Source organism: Sorangium sp. So ce887, from assembly GCF_051521455.1.
In the GTDB taxonomy this organism is placed as follows: Bacteria; Myxococcota_A; Polyangia; order Polyangiales; family Polyangiaceae; genus Sorangium.
Map to the genome: position 1 here is coordinate 9,081,612 of NZ_CP150354.1, position 17,997 is coordinate 9,099,608.

The 17,997-nt window shown below is 73.7% G+C and carries 17 protein-coding genes; 6 read left to right on the plus strand and 11 right to left on the minus strand.

Annotated elements, in window-relative coordinates; translation table 11 throughout:
• Nucleotides 1-5: 5 nt before the first annotated feature.
• A complete protein-coding gene (locus WMF36_RS33925) occupies nt 6-338 on the minus strand; it encodes a transcriptional regulator (RefSeq protein ID WP_437574937.1) in 333 nt (110 codons plus the stop codon).
• 233 nt (nt 339-571) lie between these two features.
• Here WMF36_RS33925 and WMF36_RS33930 point away from each other — a divergent pair, with 233 nt between their 5' ends.
• Together WMF36_RS33930 and WMF36_RS33935 are read left to right on the plus strand one after the other, a co-directional pair.
• On the plus strand, nt 572-3,136 hold the full coding sequence (locus tag WMF36_RS33930) for an alpha/beta fold hydrolase (protein WP_437574939.1): 2,565 nt from the start codon (nt 572-574) through the stop codon (nt 3,134-3,136).
• 308 nt (nt 3,137-3,444) lie between these two features.
• Nucleotides 3,445-5,376 (plus strand): hypothetical protein, encoded by a 1,932-nt coding sequence (locus WMF36_RS33935; RefSeq protein ID WP_437574940.1) that lies wholly within the window; start codon nt 3,445-3,447, stop codon nt 5,374-5,376.
• Between the two features lie 124 nt (nt 5,377-5,500).
• Here the strand turns inward: WMF36_RS33935 and WMF36_RS33940 are convergent, their stop codons facing one another.
• Nucleotides 5,501-6,325, minus strand: coding sequence for an OmpA family protein (locus WMF36_RS33940; RefSeq protein ID WP_437479494.1), 825 nt, complete (start codon nt 6,323-6,325; stop codon nt 5,501-5,503).
• Nucleotides 6,326-6,648: 323 nt separating this feature from the next.
• On the opposite strand from WMF36_RS33940, the gene WMF36_RS33945 reads away from it, so the two are divergent.
• A complete protein-coding gene (locus tag WMF36_RS33945; protein WP_437574941.1) occupies nt 6,649-7,665 on the plus strand; it encodes an isocitrate/isopropylmalate dehydrogenase family protein in 1,017 nt (338 codons plus the stop codon).
• 25 nt (nt 7,666-7,690) lie between these two features.
• Nucleotides 7,691-8,527, plus strand: a complete 837-nt coding sequence (locus WMF36_RS33950) for a hypothetical protein (RefSeq protein WP_437574942.1) — start codon at nt 7,691-7,693, stop codon at nt 8,525-8,527.
• A gap of 9 nt (nt 8,528-8,536) precedes the next feature.
• Here WMF36_RS33950 and WMF36_RS33955 read toward each other — a convergent pair whose 3' ends face one another.
• The 9 genes from WMF36_RS33955 to WMF36_RS33995 all read right to left on the minus strand — a co-directional run bounded on the left by WMF36_RS33955 (nt 8,537) and on the right by WMF36_RS33995 (nt 16,021).
• Nucleotides 8,537-9,292 (minus strand): hypothetical protein, encoded by a 756-nt coding sequence (locus tag WMF36_RS33955; protein ID WP_437574943.1) that lies wholly within the window; start codon nt 9,290-9,292, stop codon nt 8,537-8,539.
• On the minus strand, nt 9,289-10,128 hold the full coding sequence (locus tag WMF36_RS33960; RefSeq protein WP_437574944.1) for a Smr/MutS family protein: 840 nt from the start codon (nt 10,126-10,128) through the stop codon (nt 9,289-9,291). Before WMF36_RS33960 ends, WMF36_RS33955 begins: the two co-directional genes overlap by 4 nt.
• Nucleotides 10,040-10,417 (minus strand): hypothetical protein, encoded by a 378-nt coding sequence (locus tag WMF36_RS33965; RefSeq protein ID WP_437574945.1) that lies wholly within the window; start codon nt 10,415-10,417, stop codon nt 10,040-10,042. The genes WMF36_RS33960 and WMF36_RS33965 overlap by 89 nt, the downstream gene beginning before the upstream one ends.
• 104 nt (nt 10,418-10,521) lie before the next feature.
• Nucleotides 10,522-11,073 (minus strand): hypothetical protein, encoded by a 552-nt coding sequence (locus tag WMF36_RS33970; RefSeq protein ID WP_437574946.1) that lies wholly within the window; start codon nt 11,071-11,073, stop codon nt 10,522-10,524.
• A gap of 190 nt (nt 11,074-11,263) precedes the next feature.
• Nucleotides 11,264-11,644 (minus strand): hypothetical protein, encoded by a 381-nt coding sequence (locus WMF36_RS33975; RefSeq protein ID WP_437574947.1) that lies wholly within the window; start codon nt 11,642-11,644, stop codon nt 11,264-11,266.
• Between the two features lie 253 nt (nt 11,645-11,897).
• Entirely contained in the window at nt 11,898-13,139 is a 1,242-nt protein-coding gene (locus WMF36_RS33980) for a serine hydrolase domain-containing protein (protein ID WP_437574948.1), read from the minus strand.
• A 323-nt stretch (nt 13,140-13,462) separates the two neighbouring features.
• Nucleotides 13,463-14,002 (minus strand): hypothetical protein, encoded by a 540-nt coding sequence (locus WMF36_RS33985; protein ID WP_437574949.1) that lies wholly within the window; start codon nt 14,000-14,002, stop codon nt 13,463-13,465.
• A gap of 27 nt (nt 14,003-14,029) precedes the next feature.
• Nucleotides 14,030-14,578, minus strand: a complete 549-nt coding sequence (locus tag WMF36_RS33990; RefSeq protein WP_437574950.1) for an NUDIX hydrolase — start codon at nt 14,576-14,578, stop codon at nt 14,030-14,032.
• A 12-nt stretch (nt 14,579-14,590) separates the two neighbouring features.
• A complete protein-coding gene (locus tag WMF36_RS33995; protein WP_437574951.1) occupies nt 14,591-16,021 on the minus strand; it encodes a YcbK family protein in 1,431 nt (476 codons plus the stop codon).
• Between the two features lie 765 nt (nt 16,022-16,786).
• Between WMF36_RS33995 and WMF36_RS34000 the strand changes: the two genes are divergently transcribed.
• Nucleotides 16,787-17,536: a hypothetical protein gene (locus tag WMF36_RS34000; RefSeq protein WP_437574952.1), complete on the plus strand. Its 750-nt coding sequence runs from the start codon at nt 16,787-16,789 to the stop codon at nt 17,534-17,536.
• Entirely contained in the window at nt 17,533-17,997 is a 465-nt protein-coding gene (locus tag WMF36_RS34005) for a hypothetical protein (protein WP_437574954.1), read from the plus strand. The genes WMF36_RS34000 and WMF36_RS34005 overlap by 4 nt, the downstream gene beginning before the upstream one ends.

The window sequence follows — 17,997 nt, forward strand, 5'->3', positions numbered from 1 at the left end:
GAGCGTCACCCGCCGCCGGTGTCGACCCGGAAACGCGGCGCCTCGATGCGCTCCCCCCGGCACGCCGGGCAGCGGCTCGGCTTCGCGAGCGAGCGCCGCTCGTCGAACGCGTAGCCGCACCGCAGGCAGTGCGCCGGCGTCACCGAGAGCCGCTCGCCGCGCGCGCGCAGCGAGCGCGCGAGGTGCTCGAGGTGCGGCGTCACGTCGCGCTCGCGCAGCCCGAGTCGGGTGGAGAGCTCCCATGCGGTCGCGGCGCCCCTGCGGAGCTCCTCCAGGAGTGTGTGCCGCACCGTCTCCGACCGGGGCGCTGGGCTCGGCGGTGCCTTCGGCTCGCTCATAGAATTCCGGATCGTGACACCCCGGCCGCACCAGTCCACAGCCGACCCTCCCTCACGTGCGCTCCGCCAGCGCGCTCCTGCGCCGGTCGGCGCCGCGCGTTGACACGGCGCGGCCGGGACAGACGGGCTCCGTCGCGCGACGGCGGCGGGGCAGCGCGACGCGGCAGAGCCCGCGCGGCCATTGCGCAGACCACGGCGTGCATGGAGAATGCCGCTCCGGAGAACCGCAGCAGATGAGCCCGTGCCCGTCCGAAGACGCCCTGGCCGCCTGGCTCGAGGGCAACCTCCCGCACGAGGCCGCGGAGGAGGTCCGCGGGCACGTGGACGGCTGCGCCGACTGCCGCGCCCTGATCTCGGTGCCCCCGAGCGAGAGCGACGTCGGCGCGCCGCTCCTCCTCCCCACCACGCAGCGGTGCTCCGACGAGGAAGCGCCGCCGCCGTCGTCCTCGGAGCCGTGGGCGCCGCCCTCCGCCTTCGGCGACTACCGCGTGATCAGGCCGCTCGGCCGCGGGGGCATGGGGCAGGTGTACCTCGCCCACGACGACGTCCTCGACCGGCCCGTCGCGCTCAAGTTCGTCGCCGCGGACAACCCCGATCCGAAGACCATCGAGCGGCTGCGCGTCGAGGCCCGCGCGATCGCGCGCCTCCAGCACCCCAACGTCGTCGCCGTCTTCCGGATCGGCGAGGTGCGCGGGCGGCCGTACATCGCCTACGAGTTCGTCGAGGGCGAGCCGCTCGAGCTGCTCTCGAAGCCGGTCCCGTGGCCGGCCGCGCTGCGCATCGCGCTCGGCCTCGCGCGCGGGCTCGCCGCGGCGCACCGGCGGGGCGTCCTGCACCGCGACATCAAGCCGGCGAACGTGATGCTCGACGCGAGCGGCGAGGTGAAGCTGCTCGACTTCGGGCTCGCCAAGCTCGTCGACCAGCCCGCCGAAGGCGGCCTCGACGCGGGCCGGCACCCCGGGCCGAAGGTCCCCGCCGCGCCCGCGCGCTGGGCGCCCGCGGACGCATCGGCGGTGACGACCGCCATCCCCGTGGAGGCCCGCGCGTTCGGCTCGCTGGAGACCGCCGGCCTGACCGACGGCGGCATGATGATGGGCACGCCGCTCTACCTCGCGCCGGAGCTCTGGACCGGGACCGCCGGCACGCTCCACTCCGACGTCTACGCGCTCGGGCTGGTCCTCTACGAGCTGTGCGTGGGCCGGCTGCCCCACGCGGGGCTCGACGTGCACGCCATCGCCAGCTGGGTGACCGCGCGGGCGCTCCCGCCGCTGCGCTCGCTCTGCCCCGAGATCCCGGAGATGCTCGCGGCGATCATCGATCGCTGCGTCCTGCGCGATCCCGATGCGCGCTTCGCGTCGGCCGAGGAGGTGCAGGCCGCGCTCGAGGAGACCGAGGCGCTCTGCCGGGCGTTCCACATCGTGCGCTCCGGGCCTGCGAGCGCGGGGGCGCGGGAGACGGACGCGGACGTCGTGAGCGCCTCCTTCGCGCGCCTCGCGCCGCGCGCCGAGGAGCTCGTGACGCGCTTCTACGAGCGGCTCTTCGCCCGCGAGCCGGCGCTCCGGGCGCTGTTCCCGCCGGACATGCGCGAGCAGCGGCTCAAGCTCGCCGCGGCGCTGCAGCTCGTGATCGACAACCTGCGCGCGCCGGACAAGCTGGTCGAGATGCTCGAGGCGCTCGGCCGCCGCCACGCGTCCTACGCCGCGCTGCCCGAGCACTTCGACGCCGTGGGCCGGGCGCTGCTCGAGGCGCTCGAGGAGCTGGAGGGCGACGCGTGGGCGCCCGCCACCGCGCGGGCGTGGGCGGGCGCGTACGCGCAGCTCGCCGAGGCGATGCGGCGCGGGCTCGAGGCTGCGCGGGGGGCGGCCGTCTCCTCGACGCGGGCGCCGGCGCAGCTGCGCGCGGCGGAGACCCGGTTCGCCACGAGCGCGGACGCGAGCCTGGCCTACAGGGCCGTGGGCGACGGGCCGCTCGATCTGGTGCTCGTCCAGGGGTGGGTGACGCACGTGGAGGCCGCGTGGGAGGACGCGCGCATGTCCCGGTTCTTCGTCGAGCTCGGCGCGGGGGCGCGGCTCATCGTGCTCGATCAGCGCGGCACCGGCATGAGCGAGCGCGAGGGCGCCGGCGCGCCTGCCGAGCAGCAGGCGGAGGATCTGCTCGCCGTGCTGGACGCGGCGGGCGTGGAGCGGGCGGCGCTCCTCGGCGTCGGCGGCGGCTTCGCGCCGTGCGCGCTGCTCGCGGCGGCGCACCCGGCGCGGGCGCGCGCGCTTGTCGCGCTCGGGAGCGCGGCGCAGATGGCGGCCTGGCCCGGGTGCCTCTTCGGCCTCGCCGGCGACGGCGTCGAGGAGGCCGAGCGCGCGCTGCGGAGCGGCTGGGGCGAGCCGCTCTTCCTCGATCGACTCGCCCCCTCGGCCGCGCAGGACGGCGCGTTCCGGCGCTCCTGGGCCGCGTACCTGCGCCACGGCGCGAGCCCGAGCGGGGCGGCGCGCATGCTCCGGGCCCACGCGGCGGCCGACATCCGGTCCGCGCTGGGCCAGGTGAGCGCCCCGTCGCTGGTGCTGCACCGGGCCGGCGATCGGGCCGTCCCCGCGGCGGCCGGGCGCGATCTCGCCGGCCGCCTCCGCGGCGCGCGCTATGTCGAGCTGCCGGGCGACGATCACCTGCCCTTCGTGGGCGCGTCGCGGCCGCTGCTCGCCGAGCTGCGGGCCTTCCTCGGCGCGGAGGCCGCCGGGGGGAGCCCCGTCTCGAGCCTCGTGCCCGCCGCGGCGCTCGACACGGCCGACGCGGCCTCCGGCGGTTGACGCGCTGTCCCGAGCACGTCGTGAGTCGCTGGACGGCCGCCGGCGCCGCGCCGGCGCTCGCGCGCGCGCCGCGGAGCTCGTGTGGGGGATACACCGCTCGCGCGACGCGCCACCGGGCCGGCGCTCGCGCTCGCTCAACGCGTGTTCGAGCGCATTGAGCGCCTCGCGGAGCGCTCGTGTTCAGCGCGCGGCGCCGCTCTCTCCGGTTTTGCCCGACACCACTTGAGAGATCTCCTTAGTTAACTATCTTGTTTTTCAAAGAGGGTATCCGCCTTGCCGCTGCAGGTATCGCCCGCTAGCTTGAATAGATGATCCTGTGGACACGCGCGTTGACCTGTGGCTGCGCCGTGATCGGCGCGCTCGCGAGCGCTTGCTCCGGGACGGAGCCGAGCGCCGCCGCCGCAGCGTCGGGCGCGGCGGGCGACGGTGGTGAAGGCGGCGACGGCGGCGGCGCCGAGAGCGCGGGCGGCGGCGGCACCGAGAGCGCGGGCGCGGGCGGCGCCGAGAGCGCGGGCGACGGCGACGGCGGCACCGAGAACGCGGGCGACGGCGACGGCGGCGCCGAGAGCGCGGGTGACGGCGACGGCGGCGCCGAGAGCGTGGGCGACGGCGGCGGCGGCGCCGAGAGCGCGGGCGGCGCTGGCGGGGAGGCGGGCGGCGCTGGCTGCCCTGCCGGCGAGGAAGGCTGCCCGTGCGGATCCCTTGACCGGTGCGACGGCGAGCTCCGCTGCGTGGACGGCGTGTGTATCGCGGGCTGTGCCTGCACCGATGGATACGCGATCGTCGACGGCGAGTGCGTCTGGCAGGGCGGCCCGCTGGATCCCTCGTTCCAGAGCGCGGACACCTGGAGCACCACGGGCGCCGCGCTCGTCCACCCCGAGGCCGAGGGCAACGGCAACCCGGGGGCCGGGGTCATCGGGAGAGACGCGGTGTGCCAGATGGCGGGCTTCACTCAGCAGCTCACGATGCCGGACCTCGCGTGCGCCGAGCCGCTGCTCCTCACGTTCGCCGCGCGCATCGGGTGCGACGCCGCGATGGACTGCCTCGGCCCCCCGGGCGTCGGGGTCCGCATCAACGGGGGTTTCAGCAACCTCGATCTCATGCCCTCTTCGTCCTTCGCCCCGCAGCGCGTGTGCCTGGGGGAGCGCGCCTATGGCGGGCCAGCCGAGCTGCTCCTCGGGCCGTCCCGGAGGTCTCCCCTGTGCGATGAGGCGGCCGGGCAGGGCTATACGCTGGCCTTCGATGACGTCGCGATTCGGCCGGATGAGATGAGCGAATGCCCCCTGCCGGGCCAGGTGCTGAACGGCGACTTCGAGGGAGGCGCCGCCGGCTGGACGGCGACGCCGGAGAACGGTGTCTCCGGGATCGTGAGCGGCCTGGGCCAGGGCGGCGGCAAGGGCGGGCATATCGGCACCACGCTGTTCTGCCAGTATCCCTCGCTCGATGGCGCGGTCTCGGCGCCGTTGCCCTCCGCCGCGTTGCCGAACCCGGCGCTCCGCATCTGGAACCAGGGCAGCCCGGGCGCGGTCGTCAACGTGACGCTGAGCACGCACCAGCTGACGGCCCTGACGGGCACGGGCGAGGCGCAGGTCGCGCATGTCTGCTTGCCCCGGTGGGCGCTCGGCATGGCGCACCGGCTCGCCTTCACCTATCGGAACCGGAACAGCCAGCCGTGCACGGCCGAGAACAAGCGCGATTTCACGGTGGATGACCTCGCCTTCGTCTCTGACGATCGTTGCCCCGGCGACACGCCGCTCTTCGACCCCGGCTTCGAGAACGCCGGCGCCGGCGCGAGCCTCTCGCCGACATGGGTCCTGACCGCGGACGATCCCGCGCGTGGCAGCGCCAAGCTCGCCGTCGACGCGGCGACCGCCCACTCCGGCGATGTCTCGCTCTCGCTGTCCGTGAAGAAGCCGTGCCTGGAGCCCTCGGCCTCCACCGTCTTCACGGTGCCCGAGCCCGAGGCGACGGCCGGCCCGGCGCTGAAGTTCTGGTACCGCACGAGCCACCTCCACGCGGCGACCGCCTCCTCGACCCCGGGCGCCACCCTGCCTTCCAGCGAGAGCTGGACGCAACAGACGATCTGCCTGGATCCGCGCACGGCGGGCAGACCCCAGCACCTCTCCTTCAAGATAGGAGCCAGCGGCGTCTGCGACGAGCCGCTCGGCCACGAGACCTTGCATGTCGACGACGTCGAGGCGACGACCGACGCTTCCTGCCCGGCCGCGCCGCTCCCCTGAGCTGCGGAGCCCCCGCGTCACGAGCGCCACGGGCAGCCGCGCGCCTGGCGGCTGAGGCGCCGCTCGGCGCCGCGCTCCCCCGGCGGCGCGCGCTCTCCTGCGGCGCGCGCCGCGCGATCCCGGGCTACTGCGTGATCGCCTTGAGGTCGAGCATCTCCTCGACGCTCGGGACCACGATGAGATCGCACCGGCGGTTCTTGCGCCGCCCCTCGTCCGTGTCGTTCGTCGCGACCGGGTCGGTCTCCGCGAAGCCCGCGGCGCTCCATTTCGCGACCGGGAGCGCGCCGCCGCCGCCCTTCACGTCGGGCGGGCTGACGAGGAACAGCAGCACCTCGCGGGCGCGCATCAGCGACAGGCCCCAGTTGTCGCGGAACTGGCCGCCCGCCAGCGGCTTGTTGTCCGTGTGGCCGGCGACCTGGTAGTCGCGCTGGAGCAGCGACTTGTCGTTCGTGATGACCGTCGCCACCTTGAGGAGGATCTCCTTACCCTCCTTCTTCAGCGACTCGCGCCCGGAGTCGAAGAGGACGTCCCCCGGCAGCGAGATGACCATCCGGTTGTTCCGGATGTTCACCGCCAGGCCGAGCTTCGTGAGCTCGTCCAGCTTCTTCCTGAGCGTCTCGAACCGCGCCTTGATCTGCTCCAGCTGGCGGGCGCGCGCCTTGAACTCGGCGAGCGCCTTCTCGCGCTCCTCGAGCGTCGAGCTCAGCTGCGACACCTGCGTGCTCGTCGCCTGGAGGTTCTCGTTCAGCTTGCCGATGTCGACGCCGGCCGCCTCGAGCTGCCTCGTCAGCTCCGCGATCTTCGCCTGGGCGGCCTCGAGCTCCTGCTGCGTCTGGGCGAGGCGGCCTTCCGTGGTCTGGTGCTGGCCCTGAAGGCGGCTGTACTTGTCGAGCTGGGCCTTCCACTCCTCCTCGGAGTAGCCGCACCCCAGCGAGGACGACGCGATCACGACAGGCAGGAAGGCCGCGAAAGCGGTTCGGCGACCTTTCAAGACACGAGGGTGCATGAGCACGCTCCTTCAATCTAGTTGGTGAACATGAGCGCGAGCCGGTGGCCCGGCCCGCGCCCGGTTCCAGGTGACAGCGGCCCGTCAGGCCGTGCGGGGGCGTACCCTAGCGAGGTCGCGCGCGGTTGTAAAAGGGCGCATCGCACCACGTTGCCCTCCCGCGCGCTTCCCCGGCGCCGCGCCTCCACCGGCGCGCGGCGCGCGCCCTCGCGCTCGAGCTCGCTTGCCCATTGTTCCGGCCCGCACACCTGCTATGGGGACGGCCCATGGCCTATCGCATCACGTTGATCCCCGGCGACGGCATCGGTCCGGAGGTCGTGAGCGCGACTCAGGATGTGATCTCCGCCGCCGGCGTCACCGTCGACTGGGAGATCCACCACGCGGGCATCGAGGTCGCGAAGCTGACGGGCTCGCCGCTCCCCCTCCCCGTCCTCGACGCCGTGCGGAAGAACCGGATCGCCCTGAAGGGCCCGGTGACGACGCCGATCGGGGGCGGGTTCCGGTCGGTCAACGTGACGCTCCGGCAGACGCTCGACCTCTACGCCAACGTGCGGCCCATCCGCAGCCTGCCGGGCGTCGAGCCGCGGTTCGACGTCGACATGGTCATCGTGCGCGAGAACACCGAGGGGCTCTACGCCGGGCTCGAGCTCATGATCCTGCCCGGCGTGGCCCAGAGCATCAAGCTCACGACCGAGCGCAGCTCGACCCGCATCGCCGAGTTCGCGTTCCAGTACGCGAAGCAGCACGGCCGGAGCAAGGTGACGATCGTCCACAAGGCGAACATCATGAAGCTCTCCGACGGCCTCGCGCTCGACTGCGCGCGGCGCGTCGCCGTCAAGCACCCCGAGGTCCACCTCGGCGAGATGATCGTCGACGCGGCGGCCATGACGATGGTCCGCGATCCGAACAAGCTCGGGGTGCTCGTGACGGAGAACCTGTACGGCGATATCCTCTCGGATCTCGGCGCCGGACTTGTCGGCGGGCTCGGGATCGTGCCCGGCGCGAACATCGGCGACGAGGCGGCGGTCTTCGAGGCGGTGCACGGGTCGGCGCCGGACATCGCGGGCAAGGGCTACGCGAATCCGACGGCGCTCGTGCAGAGCGCCGTGATGATGCTGCGGCACCTCGGCGAGCACGAGGCGGGCGACCGGATCGAGCGGGCGCTCACGTCGGTCTACCGGGCAGGCCAGGTGCGCACACGCGACCTCGGCGGCGCCGCGAGCACCGACGACTTCACCCGGGCGCTCTGCGCCGAGATCGAAAGGCCTCGCGCGGAAGCGTAGCGCCAGGCATCCTGATCCAGCGGACGTGGGATCTGCCTGGACGTGGCTGCTCGAGCGGTGCGCCGAGGTCGTCGGCGCGACGGACGGTGCTGCCCGCTCGGCGGGCGGCGTCGCGAGGCGTCGGCGCCGGCTGGTGCTCGTTCTGCTGCTCTCGCTCCTCGTCGCGGCGAGCTGCCTCCTCGGCGAGCTCTGGGGCGCGAAGGGCCTGCTCCCCGCGGTCGCGCTCTTCCTGCTCGCGGTGCAGGCCTCGCGCGCCGTCCTCGACGCGCGCGCGTCGCTGTGGCGCGCCGCCGCCCTCGATCTCGACGACCCCGCGCAGCGGCCGAGCGGGTGCGCGGATCCGTGGTTCTCGCCGCCGACGGCGAGGGTCCTGCGCGCGCTGGCCGCCGTGGTCGACGCCGCGCGCCGCGAGCGGTACGCGCTCGCGCTGGAGCGGCTGCCGTCTGTGGATCGGGCCGCGCTCCGGCCCGACGAGGCGCGGCTGCTCGAGGCGGCGCGGGCGCTGCTCTCGCTCGGCCTCGGCGATCCGGCGCGCGCGGCGCAGCAGGCGATCGTCGCGCTGCCCACGGGGATCGACGCCATCGACGCGCGGCTCGGCCGCGTGGTGCTCGCCGACGCCTGGAAGAGCCCCGCGCGGCTCGAGGCGATCGATCGCGCGTGGCGGAGGGAGCTCCAGAGCGGCGTGACGTCCGAGGCGCTGGAGCGCCTCCTGTCCCTGTCGCGGCTGCGCTTCGTGCCGCACGCGGTGGAGGCGCTCAAGCCCGCCGAGGCGCGCGAGCTGTCGGCCGAAGCGTGGTCGATCGGCGAGGAGGAGCTCGCCGCGGCGCTCGAGTCCCGCGCCCGCGGGGGCGTCTACCGCTGAGCCTGGGGTTCAGGGCGGCGGCTCGCGCGGCACGGCGGGCGCGAGCTCGCGCACGAGGCGGAGGCCGCCGAGCGAGATCTCGACCACGGCGGCGAGCCGCTCGGCGACGAGCCGCTCGGCGGAGGGGCCCGCGGCGCGCGTCTCGGCGATGAAGGCGAAGCAGCGCCGGCCGGAGCCGCCGAAGGCGACCGCAAAGCCGTCGATCGGCGCGCCGGGCGGGGCGTCGGCGACGCCGATCGCCACGACGGTGTCGAAGCCCTCGGGCACGTCGATCCGGCGCTCCACGGCGGTGAGGCGAAGGTCGGGGCGCGGCAGGTCGCGCCAGAGCCGCGCGCGCGCCTCGCACGCGGCGCGGCTCGCGCGGCCGTCCGCGCGCCAGGTGCGCACGAGCAGCGACGTCGACGACGCGGCGTGGGTCGCGACGAGCCAGGGGCCTCCGCCGTCCTCGACGCGGAAGCCGCGCGCGTCGGGCAGCGGAAGCCGGAGATCGAAGCGCTCGGAGCGGTACTCGCCGAGCTCGCCGTCGCCGAGCGTCGACGGCGGCGGGGACGGCGCGGGCCTCGGCGGCGGCGACGGCGCCGCGGCCGGCGCCGGCGCGCACGCGGGCAGCAGGGCGAGCAGCGCGGCGGCGGGCAGGAGACCGCGGCGCATCGCGCGCGCGGCCGGCACGAGGCCGCGGCAGACCGCGCGCACGGCGGGCAGCAGGGTGCAGCGCGGCGCGTGCCGCGGCGCCTCGGTGGGCTCGGCGCGCGCCTTCGGCATCATCGCGCGAGCAGCACGAGCACGGCGCCGGCGCCGCCCTCGACGTCCGGGGCCGTCGTGAACGCGGCGACGTGGCGGGCGACGCGGCCGTTGCTGAGCCAGGCGGCGATCTCGCCGCGGAGCACGGCGTGCCCGCCGGGCGAGTGGTTGCCCTTGCCGTGCACGATGGCGACGACGCGGTCGCCGTCGCGCTGGCGCTTGCAGACGAAGGCCTCGACGGCCTCGCGCGCCGCCTCGAGCCTCAGGCCGTGCAGATCGAGGGTGCCGTCGACGGCGTAGCGGGCGCGGCGGAGCCGCCTGAGCTCGCGCGGATCGACGTCGAGGCGCCTGCCTTCGATGCGCTCGCTGTCGTCCGTGGTCTCGAACTTGATGCCCTCGATGACGAGCGAGCGCATGCGCGAGCGCGCCTCCTCGTCCGGATCGGCGACGATCGTCGGGGGCGCGGCGCGCTCGACGCGGCTCGCGGTGATCGGGATCCGGTTCGCGCGGTCCTCGAGCACGCGGACGCCTGCCATGTAGATGGCGAAGGTCTCGGGGTCGACGGGTCGCGGCGCCGGCTCGGCGCCTGTCCGTGCCGCCGCGCCGGCGCCCGGCACCGCGGCCGCCTTCGCCCTGGCCTTCGCTTCCGGTGTCGCGGCCGGCTTAGCCTTCGCTTCGGGCGCCGCGGCCGGCTTAGCCTTCGCTTCGGGCGCCGCGGCCGGCTTGGGCTTCGTCAGCTGCCGGAGCGTGGAGAACGGCTGGTAGAACGCCTCACTCGCCTTGCGTGCCGCCGCCTTCGCGGCTCGCGCCGGGCTGGCCGCCGATTTCGGATCTCTCTCGCGCTTCGCGCCCTTCGCCATCCCCCAGAACATCGCTCGCGAGACCGCGGAGCGCAAACCGTACGGCCTCGATGCCGGCGAGCTGCCCGTCCTCGAAGTGCCAGTCGGGGTCGTCGAGGCCGGGAAAGTCGTGCGGGTTGCGGATGTCCTCGGCCGTGAGGGTGGGGATGAGGCGCCGCGCGAGATCGATGACCTTGACCCGCTGCGCCTCCTCCATGGCGGCGAGGAGCTCGAAAACGCGATGGAAGAGCTCGGCGGGCGAGTGGACGGCCTGCGGGGCGCCGGAGCCGGCTGCGTCGGGAGAGCGCATCGGGCGCAGGATACCTCATCCGACCGGAGCCGCCGCGCGCTCGGGCGCCGGCGAGCCGGCGGCGCGGGAGAGCCCCGCCGCGCCGGCGACGCCGCTCGGCCCGCTCACGGCGCGCCGCCCTTCTCCTGCGGGGCGGCCGGGGGCCTGTGCTGCCGGACGAGCTTCGCCTCGTAGATCAGGTTCCACGCTGGCCGCTCGCCGTCGCGGTATTCCTGCATCGAGGGGAGGTCACAGATCTCCACCCGGGCGACCACGCTCGCGGCGCCGGTGTACCTCGCGAGCACCTTGCCTGCCCACGAGGCCGCGAGCGAGCGCCGCATCGACGCGTCCTCTTCTGTCACGAAGAGCGCGACGAGGCTCCTGATCCGGAGCTGCGCCTCGGGGTTCGCGCCGGACTCGAGGACGTCGTCGATCCCCCTCCCTCGCGCGTCCGTCACCTGGAATCTCGCCCGGGGCAGCGCGCCGACCGAGGGCGCAAAGAAGTTGTAGCTGCTGTCGGCCCCGGAGAGCGCGCCGTAATAAGCGACCCCCCTGCCGAGCCGCCCTGCCCTCTGCAGGTCGACGTGGAGCGCGCCGAGGAGGACGCAGCCGAGGTGCGCCGCGGCGGCGGCCAGGGCCATGAGGGCGAGGCCCCGACGTCGCTGTCTTCCACCCATGCGGCCCCCTTCCGATGGCCCCCGCCCTGGAGGACCGGCCCATCCCGCGCGGCGGGTGGTGGCCTAATTTGCCCCGGAGTGATTCACATGAAGGCGGGAAGGCAGGAAGATCCTTGATCTCTTCTTCCCGCCTTCCCGCCTTCCGCCTTCATGTTCAAATCCGGCCACCACCGCCGCTCCTGCCGTGAGGTCAGCGACGCTCTTGGAAGTTCACGGCCGGCGTGGGGAGGTCCCCTGCCGGCGTTGCCTCGGACCGCCCGTGGTCATGCCCGTACGGATGGAAGGGACCGTGGGGCCCGAACGGCCTGTGCGGCCGGAAGTGCCCATACGGCCGGAAGGGCCTGTACGGCATGAATGGCCTGTACGGCCGGAAGTCCCCATAGGGCCGGAAGGGCCGGTGATACGGGAGGTCGTCCGGGGGGATCCTGGCGTCGGCGAGCGCCGGGCTCGTCGTCTCCTCGACGATCACGAGATCCTGGATGGGTATCGTGTCCTCCGCTGCAGCGAGCTGCGCGGCGCCGAGCGCGAGCCCGGACAGCGCCAGCGCACCGAGCGCTTTCACCAGCTTCATCGCGGACTCCTTTCACGATGGGAGCGGCTTGCCGGGTGTCATCCCATGCAGGCTGCGTCCAGAGTGATGCAAGCGCGAGGCCCGTTCGCGGCGGACCGCCGGCGCCGCGCCGCGCCGCGGATTCCCGATAACCTCGGCTCTGCGGCTGCGCGCCCGTCGGGCGGGGCAACGCGTGTGCGAGCGGTGGACAGCGGACAGCGCCCGTTCCCGGCGCGGGCGCGCGTTCGTACCGGGGCGCGGCGCCCCGCTCGGCTCAGGGGGTCGCGAGGACGCGCGACAGGTCGTCGACGACCCTGCCGACGTCAGCTCCCTCGAGGTTGACGAGCACGGTGATAGAAGCATCGCTGTCGATCGCGTAATAGGACGACGACGTGAATCCCCAGATACCGCCGTCGTGTCCGTGCTGGACGCCGAGCGGGGATTCGCGGCGGGACAGCCCGAGGCCGTACCCGTTGACCTCGCCGGGTGGCGTGTCGACCCAGGTCGTCATCTCCGCGAGCTCGTCGGGGCCGAGCAGCGTGCCGTCGAGCAGCTTGCGGTAGAAGCGCGCGAGATCGCTCGAGGTCGAGACCAGCGCGCCCGCCGCGCCGGCCGCGGACGCGTGGAGCGCGGAGGTCATCTCGACGAGCTCCCCTCGGCTTCGCCCGTAGCCGTGCACGAGGCCGGGGAGGGCCGCCTCGGCGCCGTCGAGGTAGGTATGCGCGAGCCCCGCCCGCTCGAGGACGCGGGTGCGGAGCAGCTCGCCGATGGGCTCTCCCGAGGCCGCTTCGACGAGCAGGCCGGCGATGATGTAGTTCGTGTTGGAGTAGGCGAAGCCCTGCCCCGGCTCGAAATACGGCGGCTTCGACGCGGCGAGCTCGATGAGCTCCGCGGGCGTCCACGCGTGCGTCGGATCCTCGATCGCCGCGGTCCAGAACTCGTCCATCCCGGTGTAGTTGAAGATACCGCTCGTGTGGTTCAGGATCTGTCGCACGGAGATCTGCTCGCCGCGGGGAATGCCGTCCACGTACGTGGAGACCGAGTCCTCGAGCGACAGCAGGCCTTCCGCGCGGAGCATCAGCGCCAGCGTGGCGACGAAGGACTTCGTGATGCTCCCTGCGCGGAAGAGATCTCCGGGCTGGACGGCCACGTCGGCCTCCGCGTCCGCCACCCCCGCGGCGCCGAGCCAGCTGCACCCGCCGATGGCTACGGCGGCGGCCGCGCCGGGGAGCCTCTGGGCCTCCACGGCCGCGTCGAGCGCTCCCTGGAGCTCGGCCGAGAGGGTGTCGCACGCCGCGTCCGGCGCGCCGCCTGCGCCCCCGAGCTCAGCGCCGCCTGCGCCCCCGGGCTCAGCGCCGCCTGCGCCGGCGCTCCCGATTCCGTCGCTCCCGCCGCCTCCGTCGTCGTGTGATTCGGTCACCCCGTCGAGCGGTGCGGGCGAGGAGCTGCTGCACCCCGTGAACAGGACGACGCCGGCGCAAGCAAAGAGTGCTGTTCGCCGAAGAACACGGCTCATCGATAGATCTCCAGGTTCCCCCCCACGAGGACCACTGCTGCGCTCCGCCGCGTTGCTCCCGAGAGGCTCTCAGGGCTGCCCCGCGAAGGGCGCGCATCAAGACGCGAGAGATCCGATCGTGTCAACCAGCGCGCACGGCGGGAGTGCTCTCGCCTACACGATTGCCAGTCAAATCAGCCGTGTTCGGCGCTGGCGAAGTAGGCCGTGCTACTTCGGTATGCGACCCAAGGAGGCCAAGTTGGGTCCTCCGCTCAGCGCCGGGGCGCCCATTGGCACGGAGAGGCAGACGCTCGTCGGCAAGCTCATCGTGAAGCTGCAGCTCATCACGACGGACGCCGTCCGGCTCTGGATCGACCCCTCGAAGTCCGGGACAAGGTCGCGCAACGTCGAGCCCAACCGTGAATCACCTCACACAGGCCTCGCGCCCGCCGCGTGGCCTTCGAAGCCGCCTTCTTCAAGAACCTCGAGCAACAGCCCCTCGGGCCGGCGGTCATCGTGTCGGTTCGCACGTTCCTCTCCCGCCTCGACGGCGCCTCTCCCAGAGCAGCGATGCCGACGCGAAGGAGGTCCGCAAGACGCTCGTGAAGCGTGGCCTGACCGACGAGAAGCTGAAGGAGGTCCACGCCATGCTCGGCAGGCTCGAGGTCGGCGGAGGCCCGCTGCCCGAGCGCAAGGTCTCCGCCGCCGAGCTCGCGAAGGCCCACAAGGCACAGCGCGAAGGCCTCGACGATCTCCGCGATTGGTTCAACGACTGGGCCACGACCTTCCGGCAGGTGTTCGGCGCCAAGGCCCAGCTCAAGCTCGGCCTCACCACGGCCAAACGCGCGTCGACCGGAGCGGTTCCCACCGTCGCCGAACGGCACCGGCTGACCGCCTTGCAGGCGCCGCGGTCAGCGCGGGGCCGAGGTCGCGACGGCGAGCGCGCGCAGCAGGGTGACCACGGCGATCACATGGCTGATCCGGCCATCCTGCATCGCTGCCGTCACCTCGTCAGCGCTCATCACGACCGCCTCGGTGCTCTCGTGCTCGTCGCCCAAGGGCTCGCCGACCCGCCGCGCGCCGCGCGCCAGGTAAAGGAAGCAGCGATTCGCCTGGAGCGCCGGATTCGGGTGCACCCATCCGAGCGCCTCGAGCGACCCCGCGGCATATCCCGTCTCTTCCAGGAGCTCGCGCGGCGCCGCGGCCGCCGGCTCCTCCCCGGGATCGACGATGCCGCCGGCGGTCTCGATGGTCACCGCGTCGAGCCCGTGCCGGTGCTGCCGCACCAGGACGAACTCCCCAGCATCGGTGATCGCGGCCACCGAGATCCAGTCGGCGAGCTCCAGCGTGAAGACGGGGTATGGCGCGCCCGCGGCCACGACCTCATGGCGATGCACCGCCAGCGGACCGAACATACCGGCGACCGCCGAGGCGTGCCGGCGGGGGATCGTGATGCCCATTGCGCCTCCCTACTACAGCGCGCCGCCCGCCGCCTTCTCCGCCGCGCCGCCCGCCGCCTTCTCCGGCACAGCGCTCGCCGCCTTCTCCGGCACAGCGCTCGCCGCCTTCTCCGGCACAGCGCTCGCCGCCTTCTCCGGCACAGCGCTCGCCGCCTTCTCCGCCGCGCCGCCCGCCGCTTTCCCCGGGACAGCGCCCGCCGCCTTCTCCGCCGCGCCGCTCGCCGCCTTCCCCGGCACAGCGCTCGCCGCCCTCTCCAGCACGGCGCTCTCGACCGCCGCCGGCGCCGCGCTCGCCGCCTTCTCTGGCGCGGCCGCGGGCTTCTCGCGGCGCTCCCGCCGGAGCACCTCCTCCGCATCCTCGCCGGACACCCCTTCCGTGGCCGCCCGCACATCGTCCTGCGGCGGCGGCCACGCGGCGACGTAGCGGGGCACCTCGCCGGGCCCGGACGCGTCGATCCACGACACGCTCCCCGTCCCGGGAGCGCGCACGTCGACGTGCACGAACGAGCTGTTCGGATAGTACCCGCAGCCCGTGTCCACGAGCCCCCGGCAGGCCGCCGCGAGCTCGTCGTTGCGCACCCCGGCGATGCGCAGATCGAGCGCCCGCCCGGTCTGGTGCAGGCTGCCCTGGCTCTGCGGCCGGTACCCGCTCACGAGCGACACGAGCCGGCCCGGATACCGCCGCGCGAGCGCGTCGATGCGCGAGAGCAGCCCGGGGTCGAGCATCCGCACGCCGGGCGCGATCTCCCCCTCCTGCACCCCGCTTGCCTTGCTCGCCTTGCCCCCAGCGGCCCCCGGCTTCTTGCCGCCCGCCGACTGCCGCTTGCGGCTGGACGCCTCCGGCTTCCGCGCAGGCGCGCGCTCGCCTTCCAGGATCGGCCGCGGCGTGCCCCACGGGCGCGCGAGCAAGGAGAGGGCGCGCCGGGCCTCCTCACGCGGCTTCCCCTTGCAGTCGACGAGCTCGAGGCGCTCCGGCTCGATCCCGCTCCGATCCATCGAGAGCACCGGCCCATGGCACGGCTTCGAAGGAGCCTCCCTGTCCAACCCCTTCTTCGCCCCGCGACGCTTGCTCTCGGCCGTCCGCGCCGCCCGCTTCTTCCTCTCCTTCTTCTTCTTGACCGCCTTCGCCGCGCCCCCCTCCTTCGCAGCCGCGCTCTCGGCCGCCTGCGGCGCCTGCGCGCGGCCGCGGACCTTCCGGCTCCCCGCTCCGCTCGTCTTCTCGTCACCGGTCGCCACGGAGGCGGTCTTCCCCCGGCTGCGGAGCGGCCTCTCCCGCGTCTCCGCCCGCTGCGCGCGCTCCGCGCCCGGCGGTGAGGCGGGAGAAGCCGGCGCACGATCGCGACGGTCCCGCTTGCCCGTCTTCTCCTCGGTCTTCTCGGCGGCATGCGCCCTGGGCAGCGGCTCCGCGCACAGCCGCCCCGCCGGGACGGCCGGCACCGCCATGCTCACCAGCACCGCCAGCGCGGCAGCGCGAGCACGCCTCAGACGCGCTCGCGGCTCCGCGCTGCGCACAGCCCCGCCTGCGTCCCGCGGCGCCGGGCCTGCACTGCTCACGGATCGAAGGCTCATCATGGAAAGCTCCAGTCGGGTCGGGTGCGAGTGGCATCCACCACGGATCGGATCTCCCGGGCACGGCGTCGCCGCCCGTCTGCAGGATGTGGGGTTGGGAAAGGCAGTCGGCGGTCCGCTTCTTGAATCAACCTGGGTCGAGGTCAGCGGCCTCGACATAGCGTCTCCGAGACGCCCCTCGCGGAAGCTCAGAAGGGAAGCTCGAAAGGGTCGAGGAGCCCTGAGGACACGAATGTCATGAAGTGCGGAGGGCAGCCCAATTTTCTGCGGCGCTGACCAAAGGCTGTGGTAGGAACCAGCTGCCTCGCGACTGCGGTCGGGTCGTGAGCGCGGTTCCGGGGTGCATGGGGGCACAGCCCCTCGTCACCAGGTCCGCGGCCGGGTATCGCCCGGCGCGCTACGCACTGCGACGGGACCCTGCCTTCACGATCAGCGCGACCAGCGTGATCAGCGCGGAGACAGGTGTCGCGCCCCTTGCGCAACACGTCCGGGCCGTCGCGAATCGCGGGGGAAGCCCGGCCAACCACGCACCAGCCTCATTCACCACACCATCAATGCAAGCGGGGCGCCACACGCGGGACGCGGAAGCCGAACCCGGTGGCGCGTCCATGATCGCTCCGAGGTCAGCAGGGGCACGACATGCGCCGAATTCGTAGAGACGCAACCAAGGTCTGGCACAATCCCGAGCTCCACACCGCCTATGGCCCTGGCCAGCCCAACAGCGCAGGGCTACCTCGCCCAACGCAGAGCGGCGAGGACCGGCGGGCAGCGAAGCAACACCGCGCCGCGCTCGAGGCGCTCTTCACGCCGCGCAAGGAGCCGGAGGTCGACGACGGCAAGGGCGGGCGGGTCAAGTCCGGGCGCGACGGCGCGTCCAAGGCGCCCGGGCGCATCGTCCTCGCGCCGCCTCCGCAGAGCGACCCGAAGGCCATCGAGCGCCAGCGGCTCCTGTCGAAGCTGCTCTGCGCGTCGGGCCGACCCAACATCTCCAAGGCCGCGAACGATTTCCTCCGCGCCGGCCACACCTTCCCCGCCGAGCAGGACGTGTACCTGCAGCTGCTCGAGCACAGCGACGAGCAGCGCATCCAGCACGCGATCGACGAGCTCTCGGGCATCCTCGTCGGCGAGCTGCCGAAGCGGCGCGCCGTGCTCGAGTCGCGGCTCCGGCGCATCGAGGAGTTCGCCGAGGAGCCCGCGACGCGCGAGGCCGCCGAGCGCCTGCGCCGCCAGGTGAGCGGCAGGCCCGAGGCCCCGGCCGCGGGCTCCGCCGAGCCGAGCTCCCAGGCGCGGCCGTCGAGCCCCCAGGCCGCCCCGCCCTGCGCGACGGACGGCGCGGCCCAGCGCGGCGAGGACGGCGCCCTCTCCGAGGCGAGCGTCGAGGCGGAATGACGCGCGCGGAATTCGAGGCCGAGCTCCGCAAGCTGATCCAGGCGTTCGAGACGGGCACGGACAACGAGCGGTGCGTCGCGTGCGTCGCGTGCGAGCGCTGCGTCGACTGCACGTTCTGCCGCAACGCGAAGGCGCTGCAGAGGTGCCACTACTGCGTCGACTCCCAGCGCTGCTCGGACAGCACGCACTGCCGCGGCTGCCGCGATCTCATCGCGTGCAGCCACTGCGTCGCGTCCGAGCGGTGCACGCAGTCGTCGTACCTCGTGCGCTCGGTCGACTGCACCGGCTGCACCTACTGCTTCGGCTGCGTGGGGCTCGTGCGCAAGGACTTCCACATCCTCAACCAGCCGTACGATCGCGGCACGTACTTCAAGCTCACGGCGAAGCTGATGCGCGAGCTCGGGCTCAGCGCGGGCGGCGGGGCGGAGCCCGCTCCCGCGCCGCGCGCGGCGCAGCGCTAG

Bases quoted from the DNA above. Each gene is read 5' to 3' on its own strand.
- WMF36_RS33980 (WP_437574948.1), bottom strand. From the start codon at position 13,139: ATGAGCCGTGTTCTTCGGCGAACAGCACTCTTTGCTTGCGCCGGCGTC.
- WMF36_RS33960 (WP_437574944.1), bottom strand. From the start codon at position 10,128: ATGGCGAAGGGCGCGAAGCGCGAGAGAGATCCGAAATCGGCGGCCAGC.
- WMF36_RS33935 (WP_437574940.1), top strand. From the start codon at position 3,445: ATGATCCTGTGGACACGCGCGTTGACCTGTGGCTGCGCCGTGATCGGC.
- WMF36_RS33995 (WP_437574951.1), bottom strand. From the start codon at position 16,021: ATGGCGGTGCCGGCCGTCCCGGCGGGGCGGCTGTGCGCGGAGCCGCTG.
- WMF36_RS33990 (WP_437574950.1), bottom strand. From the start codon at position 14,578: ATGGGCATCACGATCCCCCGCCGGCACGCCTCGGCGGTCGCCGGTATG.
- WMF36_RS33975 (WP_437574947.1), bottom strand. From the start codon at position 11,644: ATGAAGCTGGTGAAAGCGCTCGGTGCGCTGGCGCTGTCCGGGCTCGCG.
- WMF36_RS33930 (WP_437574939.1), top strand. From the start codon at position 572: ATGAGCCCGTGCCCGTCCGAAGACGCCCTGGCCGCCTGGCTCGAGGGC.
- WMF36_RS33955 (WP_437574943.1), bottom strand. From the start codon at position 9,292: ATGATGCCGAAGGCGCGCGCCGAGCCCACCGAGGCGCCGCGGCACGCG.
- WMF36_RS33925 (WP_437574937.1), bottom strand. From the start codon at position 338: ATGAGCGAGCCGAAGGCACCGCCGAGCCCAGCGCCCCGGTCGGAGACG.
- WMF36_RS33965 (WP_437574945.1), bottom strand. From the start codon at position 10,417: ATGCGCTCTCCCGACGCAGCCGGCTCCGGCGCCCCGCAGGCCGTCCAC.
- WMF36_RS33945 (WP_437574941.1), top strand. From the start codon at position 6,649: ATGGCCTATCGCATCACGTTGATCCCCGGCGACGGCATCGGTCCGGAG.
- WMF36_RS34000 (WP_437574952.1), top strand. From the start codon at position 16,787: ATGCGCCGAATTCGTAGAGACGCAACCAAGGTCTGGCACAATCCCGAG.
- WMF36_RS33970 (WP_437574946.1), bottom strand. From the start codon at position 11,073: ATGGGTGGAAGACAGCGACGTCGGGGCCTCGCCCTCATGGCCCTGGCC.
- WMF36_RS34005 (WP_437574954.1), top strand. From the start codon at position 17,533: ATGACGCGCGCGGAATTCGAGGCCGAGCTCCGCAAGCTGATCCAGGCG.